13 protein-coding genes and 1 pseudogene are annotated in these 13,602 nt (G+C 70.2%); 2 read left to right on the top strand and 12 right to left on the bottom strand.

Annotated elements, in window-relative coordinates:
• Window positions 1-175: 175 nt before the first annotated feature.
• The 10 genes and pseudogenes from ACGFSA_RS08295 to ACGFSA_RS08250 all read right to left on the bottom strand — a co-directional run bounded on the left by ACGFSA_RS08295 (window position 176) and on the right by ACGFSA_RS08250 (window position 8,929).
• On the bottom strand, window positions 176-1,510 hold the full coding sequence (locus tag ACGFSA_RS08295) for a sulfate adenylyltransferase subunit 1 (RefSeq protein WP_393301460.1): 1,335 nt from the start codon (window positions 1,508-1,510) through the stop codon (window positions 176-178).
• On the bottom strand, window positions 1,511-2,446 hold the full coding sequence (gene cysD, locus ACGFSA_RS08290; RefSeq protein WP_393301457.1) for a sulfate adenylyltransferase subunit CysD: 936 nt from the start codon (window positions 2,444-2,446) through the stop codon (window positions 1,511-1,513).
• Window positions 2,443-3,012 carry an adenylyl-sulfate kinase gene (cysC, locus tag ACGFSA_RS08285; RefSeq protein WP_393301454.1) on the bottom strand — a complete coding sequence of 190 codons (570 nt, stop codon included), beginning with the start codon at window positions 3,010-3,012 and terminating at the stop codon, window positions 2,443-2,445. Before cysC ends, cysD begins: the two co-directional genes overlap by 4 nt.
• Complete coding sequence (locus ACGFSA_RS08280) at window positions 3,012-3,728, bottom strand: phosphoadenylyl-sulfate reductase (protein WP_393301451.1); 717 nt, start codon at window positions 3,726-3,728, stop codon at window positions 3,012-3,014. Before ACGFSA_RS08280 ends, cysC begins: the two co-directional genes overlap by 1 nt.
• The gene (locus ACGFSA_RS08275) at window positions 3,725-3,904 is read right to left on the bottom strand and encodes a hypothetical protein (RefSeq protein ID WP_393301448.1); all 180 of its coding nucleotides are present in this window, start codon (window positions 3,902-3,904) and stop codon (window positions 3,725-3,727) included. Before ACGFSA_RS08275 ends, ACGFSA_RS08280 begins: the two co-directional genes overlap by 4 nt.
• Complete coding sequence (locus ACGFSA_RS08270; protein WP_393301445.1) at window positions 3,901-5,598, bottom strand: nitrite/sulfite reductase; 1,698 nt, start codon at window positions 5,596-5,598, stop codon at window positions 3,901-3,903. The genes ACGFSA_RS08275 and ACGFSA_RS08270 overlap by 4 nt, the downstream gene beginning before the upstream one ends.
• Window positions 5,599-5,713: 115 nt before the next feature.
• Window positions 5,714-5,797 (bottom strand): putative leader peptide, encoded by an 84-nt coding sequence (locus ACGFSA_RS08265; protein ID WP_310739661.1) that lies wholly within the window; start codon window positions 5,795-5,797, stop codon window positions 5,714-5,716.
• A gap of 299 nt (window positions 5,798-6,096) precedes the next feature.
• Complete coding sequence (locus ACGFSA_RS08260; protein ID WP_393301442.1) at window positions 6,097-6,684, bottom strand: GNAT family N-acetyltransferase; 588 nt, start codon at window positions 6,682-6,684, stop codon at window positions 6,097-6,099.
• Between the two features lie 78 nt (window positions 6,685-6,762).
• Window positions 6,763-7,245, bottom strand: a pseudogene (locus ACGFSA_RS08255) (helix-turn-helix domain-containing protein); the annotation flags it as partial.
• Between the two features lie 46 nt (window positions 7,246-7,291).
• Window positions 7,292-8,929 carry an acyl-CoA dehydrogenase family protein gene (locus ACGFSA_RS08250; protein WP_393301439.1) on the bottom strand — a complete coding sequence of 546 codons (1,638 nt, stop codon included), beginning with the start codon at window positions 8,927-8,929 and terminating at the stop codon, window positions 7,292-7,294.
• A 17-nt stretch (window positions 8,930-8,946) separates the two neighbouring features.
• Between ACGFSA_RS08250 and ACGFSA_RS08245 the strand changes: the two genes are divergently transcribed.
• Both ACGFSA_RS08245 and ACGFSA_RS08240 read left to right on the top strand, forming a co-directional pair.
• A complete protein-coding gene (locus tag ACGFSA_RS08245; protein WP_393301436.1) occupies window positions 8,947-10,122 on the top strand; it encodes a YihY/virulence factor BrkB family protein in 1,176 nt (391 codons plus the stop codon).
• A gap of 144 nt (window positions 10,123-10,266) precedes the next feature.
• The gene (locus ACGFSA_RS08240) at window positions 10,267-11,010 is read left to right on the top strand and encodes a DUF6597 domain-containing transcriptional factor (RefSeq protein ID WP_393301433.1); all 744 of its coding nucleotides are present in this window, start codon (window positions 10,267-10,269) and stop codon (window positions 11,008-11,010) included.
• Here the strand turns inward: ACGFSA_RS08240 and ACGFSA_RS08235 are convergent.
• Together ACGFSA_RS08235 and ACGFSA_RS08230 are read right to left on the bottom strand one after the other, a co-directional pair.
• On the bottom strand, window positions 10,947-11,393 hold the full coding sequence (locus tag ACGFSA_RS08235; protein ID WP_393301430.1) for a VOC family protein: 447 nt from the start codon (window positions 11,391-11,393) through the stop codon (window positions 10,947-10,949). The two genes, ACGFSA_RS08240 and ACGFSA_RS08235, sit on opposite strands and share 64 nt — an antisense overlap.
• 95 nt (window positions 11,394-11,488) lie before the next feature.
• Window positions 11,489-13,600: an MMPL family transporter gene (locus ACGFSA_RS08230; protein ID WP_393301619.1), complete on the bottom strand. Its 2,112-nt coding sequence runs from the start codon at window positions 13,598-13,600 to the stop codon at window positions 11,489-11,491.
• Window positions 13,601-13,602: the final 2 nt, after the last annotated feature.

Here is a 13,602-nt window from a genome sequence, read left to right as displayed (position 1 = left end):
GGCATGTCTTCGTCTGAACTGGCGGTACAGGCGGTGCGGTTGGTGCAGGCGGGCGCGCAGGCAGTGCGCGTACGTCATCGCGCACATCGCGCAACCCCGCCCTGGCCGCTGCCGAGGGCGCCGCTGCCGATGCGGCCGCCCTCCTTCGCGAACGTCGCGTAGATGTCGACAACCATCAGAAGTCCCATTCGGCGTCGTCGGCGGCCTGGGCCTGGGCCTCGGCCTCGGAGGCGAACGAGGCGCCCGCCATGCCGGCCGTCAGCGTGGTGCCGTCCGCCGGGTCGATCAGCAGGAACGAGCCGGTGCGCCGGGAATCCGCGTACGCGTCCAGCGCGAGCGGATCCGCGGTACGGACGACGACCCGGCCGATGTCGTTGGCGACGAGCCGTCCGGGCGCCGGGTGCTGCGAGAGGTCGTCCAGCGTCAGCCGCGACGGGATGTCCTTGACGATTGCCTTGACCGTGCGGGTGGTGTGCTTGAGCAGCACCCGCTGGCCGACCACGAGCGGCTGGTCCGCGACGTGGCAGACGGTCGCCTCGACGTCCTGGGTGACGGCCGGCGCGTCGTCGGCCGGTGCGATGAGGTCACCGCGCGAGACGTCGATGTCGTCGGCGAGCCGGACGGTCACCGACTGGGGCGCCCAGGCGATGTCGACGCTCTCGCCGAGCGCGTCGATCCCGGCGATCGTCGACGTGCGGCCCGACGGCAGGACCGTGACGGCCTCGCCCACGCGGAAGGCGCCGGCGGCGATCTGGCCCGCGTAGCCCCGGTAGTCGGGGTGCTCGGCGGTCTGCGGCCGGATCACGTACTGGACGGGGAAACGTGCGTGGCAGCCGGTGAGGTCGTGGCTGACCGGCACCGTCTCCAGGTGTTCGAGGACCGTCGGGCCGCCGTACCAGTCCATGTGCGCGGACGGCTCCACGACGTTGTCACCGGCGAGCGCGGAGATCGGGATCGCAGTGATCTCCGAGACGCCGAGCGACGCGGCGTAGGCGGTGAACTCCTCGGCGATGGCGGCGAATACGGGCTCCGCGTAGTCGACCAGGTCCATCTTGTTGACGGCCAGGACCACGTGCGGCACCCGCAGCAGCGCGGCGACGGCGGCGTGCCGGCGGGTCTGCTCGACGACACCGTTGCGGGCGTCCACCAGGACGACGGCCAGCTCGGCCGTCGAAGCCCCCGTCACCATGTTCCGGGTGTACTGCACATGCCCCGGGGTGTCGGCCAGGATGAACCGGCGGCGCGGCGTGGCGAAGTAGCGGTAGGCGACATCGATGGTGATGCCCTGCTCGCGCTCGGCCCGCAGCCCGTCGGTCAACAGCGCCAGGTCCGGCGTCTCCTGGCCCCGGCTGCGCGAGGCGTGCTCGACGGCCTCCAGCTGGTCGGTGAGGACCGACTTGGAGTCGTGCAGAAGACGTCCGACGAGGGTGGACTTGCCGTCGTCGACGGATCCCGCGGTGGCGAACCGCAGCAGGGTCGTGGTCGACAACTGCTCGGATACGGTGGTCATTTAGAAGTACCCCTCGCGCTTACGGTCTTCCATCGCGGCCTCGGACATCTTGTCGTCGGCGCGCGTCGCACCCCGCTCGGTGAGCCGGGAGGCGGCGATCTCGGTGATCACGGCGGCGAGCGTCGTGGCGTCCGAGTCGACCGCGCCGGTGCAGGACATGTCGCCGACGGTGCGGTAGCGCACCTGCCGGGTCTCGACCCGCTCGCCCTCCTTGGGGCCGCCCCAGTCACCGGCGGTCAGCCACATCCCGGAGCGGTTGAAGACCTCCCGCTCGTGGGCGAAGTAGATCTCCGGAAGCTCGATGCCCTCGCGTTCGATGTACTGCCAGACGTCGAGCTCGGTCCAGTTGGAGATCGGGAAGACCCGGACGTGCTCGCCGGGGGCGTGGCGGCCGTTGTACAGCTGCCACAGCTCGGGGCGCTGGCGGCGAGGGTCCCACTGGGAGAACTCGTCGCGCAGCGAGAAGACCCGCTCCTTGGCGCGTGCCTTCTCCTCGTCGCGGCGGCCGCCGCCGAACACGGCGTCGAAGCGGTGCTCCTGGATCGCCTCGGTCAGCGGCACGGTCTGCAGCGGGTTGCGGGTGCCGTCGGGGCGCTCGCGGAGCTTCCCGGCGTCGATGTACTCCTGCACGGAGGCGACACGCAGCCGCAGCCCGTGCTCGGCGACCGTGCGGTCGCGGTAGTCGAGGACCTCGCGGAAGTTGTGCCCGGTGTCGACGTGCAGCAGCGTGAACGGCACCGGCGCCGGCGCGAACGCCTTCAGCGCCAGGTGCAGCATCAGGATCGAGTCCTTGCCGCCGGAGAACAGGATCACCGGCCGCTCGAACTCTCCCGCCACCTCACGGAAGATGTGCACCGCCTCGGACTCCAGGGAGTCCAGGTGGCTGAGTGCGTACGGATTGTCGGTGCCTTCCGACACAGTCGCGACGGTCGTCACGCTGCACCCCTCTCGCTCAGCAGCGCGTACAGCTCCGCCGCGGACTCCTGCACGGTCTGCTGGTGCGACTCGATCCGCAGGTCCGGCGACTCGGGCGCCTCGTACGGGTCGTCGACCCCGGTGAGCCCGCTGATCTCGCCCGCCGCCTGCTTGGCGTAGAGCCCCTTCACATCGCGTACGGAGCACACCTCGACCGGAGTGGCGACATGCACCTCCAGATACGCGGTGCCCTCGGCCTGGTGACGCCTGCGTACCGCGTCCCGGCTGTCCGCGTACGGGGCGATGACCGGGACCAGCACCTTCACGCCGTTGGCCGCCAGCAGTTCGGCGACGAAGCCGATCCGCTGGACGTTGGTGTGCCGGTCCTCGCGGGAGAAGCCCAGACCCGCGGAGAGGAACTCCCGGATCTCGTCGCCGTCGAGCACCTCCACCCGGTGGCCCTCGCCGCGCAGCCGCCCGGCCAGTTCGTACGCGATGGTGGTCTTGCCCGCGCTCGGCAGACCGGTCAGCCAGATGGTGGCTCCTGTCTCCGTCACGCTCATCGAAGTCTCCTGATCAGTCGTCATCAGTCGTGCAGCCCGCACTCGGTCTTGCCTCGCCCGGCCCACCGGCCGGCGCGCGCGTCCTCGCCCTCCAGCACCCGGCGGGTGCAGGGCGCGCAGCCCACGGAGGCGTAACCGTCCATCAGTAGCGTGTTGGTGAGGACCCCGTGCTCCGCGACGTACGCGTCGACGTCGTCCTGCGTCCAGCGGGCGATCGGCGAGATCTTGACCTTCTGCCGCTTCTCGTCCCAGCCGACGACCGGGGTGTTCGCGCGGGTCGGGGACTCGTCGCGACGCAGCCCGGTCGCCCAGGCCGCATACGACGTCAGGCCCTCCTCGAGGGGCTTGATCTTGCGTAGCTTGCAGCACAGGTCGGGGTCCCGGTCGTGCAGCTTCGGCCCGTACTCGGCGTCCTGCTCGGCCACCGTCTGCCGCGGGGTCAGCGTGATGACATTGACGTCCATCACGGCCTCGACGGCGTCACGCGTGCCGATCGTCTCCTCGAAGTGGTAACCGGTGTCGAGGAAGACCACGTCGACGCCCGGGAAGGCGCGGGACGCGAGGTGCGCCACGACCGCGTCCTCCATCGAGGAGGTGACGCAGAACCGCTTGCCGAAGGTGTCGGCGGCCCACTGCAGGATCTCCGGCGCGGAGGCGTCCTCGAGTTCCCGGCCCGCTCGCTCGGCCAGCTCCCTGAGCTCCTCGGCCCCGAATTGTCCGGTCTGCAGAGTCTCCGTCATGTCCCGTCCCGTTCAACGTTGTCGCGCTCCAGTCCCCGGGTCAGCAGACCCAGGAACTTGAGCTGGAACGCGCGGTTGCAGGAAGCACATTCCCAGGCACCGTGCCCGGTCTCGTGCGGGCGCAGGTCCTCGTCGCCGCAGTACGGGCAGTAGAACGGTGCGGCGCGCTCGCTCATGACAGCGACTCCGCACCGGCCCGCGCCGCCCAGGTCGCGAACCGCTCGCCGTCCTCGCGCTCCGCCTGGAACCGGCCCAGCACCCGCTCGACGTAGTCGGGCAGCTCGGCGGAAGTGACCTTCAGGCCACGGACCTTGCGGCCGAAGCCGGCCTCCAGCCCCAGTGCGCCACCGAGGTGCACCTGGTAGCCCTCGACCTGGTTGCCGTTGGCGTCCAGGACGAGCTGGCCCTTGAGGCCGATGTCCGCGGTCTGGATGCGGGCGCAGGCATTGGGGCAGCCGTTGATGTTGATGGTGAGCGGCTCGTCGAACTCCGGCATGCGGCGCTCCAGTTCGTCGATCAGCGAGGCGCCGCGTGCCTTCGTCTCGACGATCGCCAGCTTGCAGAACTCGATGCCGGTGCAGGCCATCGTGCCGCGCCGGAAGGGCGAGGGCTTCACCTGGAAGTCGAGCGCCTCGAGTCCCGCGACCAGGGAGTCCACCTGGTCCTGCTCGACGTCGAGGATGAGCATCTTCTGCTCGACGGTGGTGCGCAGCCGGTCCGAACCGTGCGCGGCCGCCAGGTCGGCGATCTTGGCCAGCGTGGAGCCGTCCACCCGGCCGACCCGGGGCGCGAACCCGACGTAGAAACGGCCGTCCTGCTGCTGGTGGACACCCACGTGGTCGCGCCAGCGGCTGCTCGGCTGCTCGGGGGCGGGCCCGTCGATCAGCGGACGCTTCAGGTACTCGTCCTCCAGTACCTGGCGGAACTTCGCCGGGCCCCAGTCGGCCATCAGGAACTTCAGCCGGGCGCGGGTGCGCAGCCGCCGGTAGCCGTAATCACGGAAGATCCCCACCACACCGGCCCAGACGTCCGGGACCTCGTCCAGCGGTACCCAGGCGCCCAGCCGTTCGGCGAGCCGCGGGTTGGTGGAGAGTCCGCCACCGACCCAGACGTCGAAACCCGGACCGTGCTCGGGGTGGATCACGCCGACGAACGCGATGTCGTTGATCTCGTGGACCACGTCCTGCACCGGGGAGCCGGAGATCGCGGTCTTGAACTTGCGCGGCAGGTTGGAGAATTCCTTGTTGCCGATGTAGCGGTCATGGATCTCGTCGACCGCGGGCGTGCCGTCGATGATCTCGTCGGCGGCGATCCCCGCCACCGGCGAACCGATGATCACACGCGGGCAGTCGCCGCACGCCTCGGTGGTGGAGAGCCCGACGGCCTCCAGCTTCTCCCAGATCGCCGGGACGTCCTCGATGCGGATCCAGTGCAGCTGGATGTTCTGCCGGTCGGTGATGTCCGCGGTGCCGCGCGCGTACTCCTGCGAGATCTCGCCGATGACGCGCAGCTGCGCGGTGGTCAGCCGGCCGCCGTCGATCCGGACCCGCAGCATGAAGTACTTGTCGTCCAGCTCCTCGGGCTCCAGGATCGCGGTCTTGCCACCGTCGATCCCGGGCTTGCGCTGGGTGTAGAGACCCCACCAGCGCATGCGCCCACGAAGATCGTTGGGGTCGATCGAGTCGAATCCGCGCTTGGAGTAGATCGTCTCAATGCGTGTCCGCACATTGAGACCGTCGTCGTCCTTCTTGAACTGCTCATTGCCGTTGAGCGGAGTGTGGTGTCCTACGGCCCACTGGCCCTCGCCACGGTGGCGTCCGGCCTTGCGGCGGGGCGTGGTGGTCGCAGGCTGTTCCGGGGTGGCGGCCATGACAGTACGTCCTTCGGGACTGCGGGAGGGCGGCTCTGAACTGCACACTCGCGCTGAGGCGCGGCGGTGCGCAGGAGTTGCGGAGAAAGGGGGAACGCGGCGGGTGCTGGGACTCTCAGCTCGCCGGACAGATGGCGCTGGACATGCGGCCGAGGTCGACGTGGCGTCGACTCACCAAGGCGATCCCAGTTCCAGGCATGACGGAAGCCTGTCACGCGCGTCTCGGAGCAGTCCACCACTATCCATGATGTGGACGAGACTGTCCCGAAACATGAGACGATGTGGTGCCGGTCACGCTGAGGAGGGGGGCGTTCCGATCCGTATGAGCCGCTAGCTCCCGGTGTGTCCGTACGAGGTCCGGTCGGATCGCCGCCTTCGGGCAGCCGCACATACCCGGCGGACGCACGGCGATCCGGCGCGGCGCCTCGCGCGGCGGGGCGCAACAAGTGGTCCCGGTCCCGGGACGGCCCCGCGGCGCGCAAGGCGCCGGCCTGCGTCCTACCGCTGCGCCCCCGGCCACGGCCCCGGCGTGGCCACGTCCGGCTCCAGCTCCACCTTCGTGTCGAAGAGCCGGAACCCGCGCCGCAGGTAGTTGTCCATCGCGTGCGGGCCGTCCTTGGAACAGGTGTGCAGCCACACCCGCTTCGTCGGCGTCCGCTCCGGCCAGCGCTCCGCCAGGTCCCAGGCGCGCGCGGCCCCGTGAGCGAGCAGATGGCCCCCGATCCGGCGGCCGCGGAACGCCGGGATCAGTCCGAAGTACATGATCTCGACGACGCCCTCGTCCTGCGGGTCCAGTTCGATGTACCCGGCCGGGGTCCCGTTCTCGTACGCCACCCAGGTCTCCGCACCGGGCCGGTCCAGCGCCTCCTGCCACTGCGCGTACGTCATCGAGAGCCGGTCGGTCCACTGGATGTCGCCCCCGACCGCCGTGTACAGGAACCGGCTGAACTCGGGCAGCGGCACCGCCGACCGTACGATCCGGATGTCGCCCTCGGGGGCTGCGGCGGGCCTCAGGTCGTCGGGGGAGGTCTGTTCCAGGGACCAGACGGTCACCTCGGCGGCGGCTGTGCGTTCCGTGTTGCTCATGGCTGTCAGGGAATCATGCCGTGCAGCTCTGGCCCAAGCCTGTCCCGCGGTACGGACTGGAGGACTCCGGTTCTCCGGTCACTCCGTCGTACGGGCCCTGACCACCACCGGAGCCGTCGAGCGCGGCAGCAGATCGCCCGGATGCTCCGGGTGGATCACCTCCACCTCGACGCCCTCGCGGAAGCGGTACGGACGGTGCGCCAGCACCTCGGCCAGATGGCGCCGGATCCGCGAGATCTCGGCCCGGACCGTCACCGTCCGGGTCGCGTCACCGAAGATGTCCTCCGCCAGCTCGGACGCCGTACGCCCCTCGCGGTGCAGCGCCAGCGCGTACAGCAGCTCGGCGTGGCGCGGCGAGAGCCGCTGGGTCCAGGTGCCGACCGGGCCCACCACGTTGGCCGTGAGTCCGCGCGGCCGGCTCAGGTCGAGGACCACTCGGTGCGGCGGCCCTTCCCACGGGCCGTCCGCCACCTGCACGAGCCAGCCGCCGGGCAGCGGCTCCACCTGGCACATGCCGAGCGACGGCAGCCACACCCGGCCCGGTTTCAGCGACTTCGGCAGGTGCCGTGTCGGCGCAGCACCACCCTCCGTCGCTGTTCCGGGCGGATCAGTGCGCGATGGGCCGCGCTCGCTCCACGATCGACGCCAGGTCCAGACTGTGCGGCAGCGTCCCGAACGCCGCGCCCCAGTCCCCGCCCAGCCGCGACGCGCAGAACGCGTCGGCGACCTCCGGCGGCGCCCAGCGGACCAGCAGCGAACCCTGCAGTACCAGCGCCATCCGTTCGACGAGCCGACGGGCCCGCGCCTCGATCCCGTTCAGATCGGCGAGCTCGGTCAGCATGCCCTTGATCGCCCCGTCCAGCCGGTGATCGGCACCGCGCGCCCTGCCGACCTCCTGGAGGAACGCGTTCAGCGCCTGCGGTTCGCGCTGCAGCGCCCGCAGGACGTCCAGGGCCTGTACGTTCCCGGAGCCCTCCCAGATCGAGTTGAGCGGCGCCTCGCGCAGCAGCCGCGGCATCCCGGACTCCTCGACGTAACCGTTCCCGCCCAGGCACTCCAGCGCCTCGCCCACCATGGGTGTGCACCGCTTCGTCACCCAGTACTTCGCCGCGGGCACCGCGATCCGCAGGAACGCGGCCTCCGCCTCCGTACCGGCGTCGTACGCGGCGGCCAGCCGCAGTGCCAGCACTGTCGCCGCCTCGGACTCCAGTGCCAGATCGGCCAGTACGTTCCGCATCAGCGGCTTCTCGATCAGCACCCCGCCGAACGCGCTGCGGTACGTGCAGTGGTGGACCGCCTGGGCCACCGCCTGCCGCATCAGCGCCGCCGACCCGGTCACACAGTCCAGCCGGGTCGCCGCCACCATCTCGATGATGGTGCGGACCCCGCGTCCCTCCTCGCCGACCCGGCGTGCCCACGTCCCGTCGAACTCGACCTCGCCCGACGCGTTGGACCGGTTGCCCAGCTTGTCCTTGAGGCGCTGGATCGCGAACACGTTGCGGGTGCCGTCGGGCAGCACCCGGGGCAGCAGGAAGCACGTCAGCCCGCCGGGCGCCTGCGCCAGCACCAGGAAGCCGTCGGACATCGGCGCCGAACAGAACCACTTGTGCCCGGTGAGCAGATACTCGCCGTCGGCGGACAGCGGCTCGGCCCGTGTCGTGTTGGACCGCACATCGGTGCCGCCCTGCTTCTCCGTCATGCCCATCCCGAAGAGCACACCGGCCTTCTGCGCGGCGGGCCGGAGCCCCCGCTCGTACACCGACGACGTCAGCCGCGGCTCCCACTCGGCGGCCAGCACCGGATCGGTCCGCAGCGCGGGCACCGCCGCGTGCGTCATCGACAGCGGGCAGCCGTGCCCGCCCTCGGCCTGTGTCCACACCAGGAACCCGGCCGTGCGCCGCACATGCCCGCCGGGCCGCCCCCAGGCATCGGTCAGCCCGGCGCCGACCGCGTGCCCGAGCAGCCGGTGCCAGGACGGGTGGAACTCCACTTCGTCGATGCGATGCCCGTACCGGTCGTGGGTACGGAGCTTCGGCGGATTCTCGTTCGCCTGCGTGCCCCACTCCTGGACCTGCGCGGACCCCGCGGCCCGGCCCAGGTCGTGGAGCTCCTCGCGCACCCCCGCCAGCCGTTCGGGCGCGAGATGCCGCTCCACGGCCTCGGTGAGCGCGCGGTCGGCCGCGAAGACGTCGTAGCCGACCAGCGGCGGGACCTGATTGGACACGGTGTGGGTGGTGGCTGCCATGCCGATACGGTAAGGATGTGCAGGCAGCAAATGAAACACCCGAGCGGCCACCGGGTCGGCTCCACCGGGCCCGAGTCCTCTACCGCAACGTATCCAAGCGGCAGATGGTCTGGCAGTTGCTCAAGGACACCGTCAACTCGTGCATGGAGTACCGCATTCTGGGACTCGCGGCCGAGGCGGCGTTCTTCACCCTGCTGTCCCTGCCGCCCCTGCTGCTCGGTCTGATCGGACTGCTGGGGTATGTCGACGAGTGGACCAGTACCACCACGGTCGCCTCCATCGAGCGCAATATCCTCAACGCGGCGCAGACGGTCCTGTCCGAGCGGGGTGTCAACGACTTCGCGAAACCGCTCCTGGCGGACGTCACGACCGGCGCCCGGCCCGATGTCATCTCGATCGGTTTCGCGATCGCGCTCTGGTCCGGGTCCCGCGCCGTGAACGTCTTCATCGACACGATCACCGTGATGTATGGCCTCGACGGCCAGCGCGGCATCGTCAAGACGCGGCTGCTCTCCTTCCTGCTGTACATCGTCGCGCTGCTGCTCGGCGCGGTCGTACTGCCGCTGCTGGTGGTCGGCCCCGACCGGGTCGTGGAGTTCGTCCCGTGGGGCACGGAGGTCATCAGCGTCCTGTACTGGCCGCTGGTGATCCTGCTGTCGATCGCGTTCCTGACGACGCTCTACCACGTGTCCGTGCCGGTCCGGTCGCCCTGGATGGAGGACGTGCCGGGCGCGCTGGTGGCGCTCGCCATGTGGGTGGTCGGCAGCTTCCTGCTGCGGATCTATCTGACCAGTACGGTCGAGGGGCCGACGATCTACGGGTCGCTGGCCGCCCCCATCGCGGTGCTGCTGTGGATCGGCATCTCCGCGTTCGCGGTACTGGTGGGGGCGGCGGTCAACGCCGCCATCGACCGGGTGTGGCCGTCGGTGGCGACGGCGGCGGCACGTGCGGCCAACGACCGGGCGCGGGCCGCCCAGGCCGCGGAGTTGGTGGCACGGACGAAGGCGGAGTACGACGAGGACGGTGACAGTCCCTATATGCCGTCCGAGTTCCCGGAGCGGTGGTCGCGGTTCCTGCCGCCGGACGATGTGAAGTCCCGGCTGCTGCAGCCGAGGGGCGAGAAGGACATCGCCAAGGACCCGGCCAAGGATGCGAAGCAGGAGACGAAGGGGTCCCGGGAGTCCCGTTCGTAGCGGGGACAGCCCTTACGGCCTCCCCCACGACAGGGACTGGCCTTCCGACGCCCTGCGACTCCGCTTGCCGCGTTGTCGTCGAAGCCGCACGACGCCGCTCGCCGATCCACCCCCTGTCGTGGGGGAGGCCGTTAGCGTGGAGCCATGGGCGACACGTACGAGGAGCGGGAGTCCCGGTTCGGCGGGGCGGTCGTCTGGACCCGGCAGGTGCCCGAGGGGCCTGTCCGACCGGTACTGCCCGACGGCTGCATGGACCTGCTCTGGATCGACGGCCGGCTGCTCGTCGCCGGGCCCGACACCCGTGCGTACGAGCCCGCCGGCGCGACCGGCGGGCGGTTCACCGGCATCCGGTTCGCCCCCGGCACCGCACCGGCGCTCCTCGGCGTACCGGCGGACGAACTGCGTGATCAGCGGGTCGAGCTCGCCGATCTGTGGCCGGCCGCTCAGATGCGCGTACTCGCCGAGCGCATCGCCGATGCCGCCGACCCCGCCACGGCCCTGGAGTCCGTGGCACTGCGGCGGGCGGCCGAGACGGGGCCGGCGGACCCGCTGATGCGGTCCGTCGCCGTGCAGCTGGCGCGGGGCCGGTCCGTCGCCGACACCGCGCACACGGCCGGTCTCGGCGCTCGCCAACTGCACCGCCGTTCCCTGGCGGCCTTCGGCTACGGGCCCAAGACCCTGGCCCGGGTCCTGCGGCTGCAGCGCGCGCTCGCTCTCGTACGGTCCGGAACGCCGTACGCCGCGGCGGCGCTCGTGGCGGGCTGCACCGACCAGGCGCATCTCGCACGGGAGATGCGCGAACTGGCCGGTACGACCCTGACCGCCTACTGCGAGGCGTTGGCGAACAGCGACACCGCGCAGCCGTCCGGGTCGAGGACCACCGCGTAACGCTGCCCCCACACGGCGTCCCACGGCTTCAGATGGCCCCGGTACCCGGCGCCGGTCAGATCGTCGTACACCGCGTCCACCTCCGCCGGACCGTCGCAGCGGAACGCGAGCCCGACCCGGTCGCCGCCCCGCGCACCGGACCACTCGGGGTCGTAGGAGCGGATGACGTCCTCGGTGTCCCACATGAGGCGCTGCCCGCCCGGCAGGGTCACTTCGACATGGGGTGCGGAATCCGCCCCGGCCGGGATGTCGAGCCCGAGCCGGCGGTAGAAGACGAGCGATGCGGCCAGATCCGCGGTCGTGATGCCGATCGCGTCGAGTCGTGGAGTCATGGTCCGAACGTAGAACGGACACGCGCCACGGGTCTTGTACGAATCGGTCATGCCTCGGCTGCGGATGCTCCGCGACGGGGCCGTGTCCGCCTGTCGTCCTTACCGGGCCTCCCGGCAGGCGCCGGAAGACCCGTGGCGGAAGGCTGTCACATGCCCCTGAGAGCGGGTTCGAGGTCGGGCTTGCCCACCGGCGGCCGGGGGGCGTCGTGACGCCTGAACAGTTTGCTGGGCCACCACATCCATCGACCCACGTCCAGGGTCAGCGCGGTGACCAGCACCGAGCGGACGATCATGGTGTCCAGCAGCACGCCGAACGCCACCGCGAACCCGAGCTCGGCCGCGAACACCAGCGGCAGCGAGGCCATCGCCGCGAAGGTACCGGCCAGCACCAGACCCGCTGAGGTGATCACGCCCCCAGTGGTGGACAGACCCATCAGCGCGCCGCGCCGGGTGCCGTGCAGCAGTGTCACTTCGCGCACCCGGGTGACCAGGAAGATGTTGTAGTCGATGCCCAGGGCGACCAGGAACACGAACGTCAGAAGCGGGAAGGAGGCTTCCGCCCCGGCGAAGTGGAACACGTGGTTGAACATCAGACCGCTCACGCCAAGGGCCGCTCCGAACGACAGCACCACCGTCGCCATGAGCAGCAGCGGGGCGACGATCGCGCGCAGCAGCAGCGTGAGGATGAGGAACACCACGACCAGCACGATGGGGATGATCACCTTGGAGTCACGGGCGGCCGCTTCTTGTGTGTCCAGAGTGATCGCCGTGTTGCCGCCGACTCGGGCATCCGCCCCCTCGATCTTGTGGACCGCGGTTCTGACCTGCTTGACGGTGCGCATCGCGGCCGTGCTGCTGGGATCGTCCTTGAGCTCCCCGAGCATGATGGCCTCACCATCCTTGGTCATAGGCGTCGAGACGTCAGCGACTCCTGGGACGCCGGACAGCGCGGTCTTCACCTGCTCCGCCGAGGCGGCCTTGGCCACGACGTAGATGGGGTCGCCCGACCCGGCCGGGAAGTGCCTGGACTGGATCTCCTCGCCGACGGCCATCTGCGGCTTGTTGGTGAACTGGTCCTTGGCGGAGAGCCCGTCGGCCTTGAGCCCGAACACCCCGATCGCCATGACGCCGAGGGCGAGCGCGGTGCCGATCCACACGATCCGCGGTCGGCCGGAGACGGCGGTGCCGACCCGGGTCCAGAGGCCCTCCTTGGTCGCCCCGGCCGATCCGTACGACGGCTTCACCGGCCAGAAGATCCAGCGGCCGCAGATGACCAGCAGGGCCGGCATCAGGGTGACCATGGCGAGCAACCCGACGAGGATGCCCACGGCACAGGCCGGCCCGAGCCCTTGGGTGGAGTTGAGGGTGGCCAGCATCAGCAGCATCAGGCTGACCGCGACGGTCGCGGCGCTGGCGATGATCGCGGGACTTGAGCGGTGCAGGGCCTCCGCCATCGCCTCGTGCCGGTCCTCGTGCCGCCCCAACTCCTCCCGGTACCGCGAGATGAGCAGGAGGGCGTAGTCGGTGGCGGCACCGAACACCAGCACGGTCAGGATGAAGCTGGTCTGCTTGTTGACGGTGAGTCCGGCGTTCTTCGCCAGCAGGTAGATCACCGCTTCCGACGTGACCAGGGCGACGCCCACGGTCAGCAGTGGCAGCAGTGGCAGCAACGGGCTGCGGTAGGTGAACAGCAGGATCACGACCACCACCAACGCGGTGATCGTTGTCAGGCCGCCTCCTCCGCTGAAGGCCTTGATCGAGTCGGATGCGTAACCGGCCGGTCCCGTGACGTGGAACCCGAGACCACCCGCGTTCTCTTCGCCGACCTTGGCCATCGCGTCGACGACCTTGCCGATCCCTTCCCAGCCCGTCTTGTCCTTGTGAACCTGGACCACGGTCTGGATGGCCTTGCCGTCCCGGGCCTTCACCGGGCCCTGTGGCTGCCCCACGACGTTTGTGATGCCCTTGAAGGCTTCGGCGTCGGCTCGGGTCTTGGTCATGTCGGCGGAGGTGATGCCCTCGGGCCGGTCGTAGATCACAATCGTGGGCAGGGTATCGGCAGACTGGAACTTCTCGGCTCGGTCGACGACCTTGGTCGACTCCGCGTTACTGGGCAGCCAGGCCGAATTGTCGTTCTTCTCAACGTCGCCGAGCTTGCCGGCCAGCATGAGGGCCGGGACCAGCAGGGCCATCCAGAGGGCGAGGACGACCCATTTCGCCACTCTGCCACTGGGCAATGACGCCATTCTTCGCACGATGT

The sequence above is a fragment of the Streptomyces sp. NPDC048496 genome (genome assembly GCF_043200055.1).
In the GTDB taxonomy this organism is placed as follows: domain Bacteria; phylum Actinomycetota; class Actinomycetes; order Streptomycetales; family Streptomycetaceae; genus Streptomyces.
This window is presented reverse-complemented; position numbering and strand designations above follow the sequence as displayed.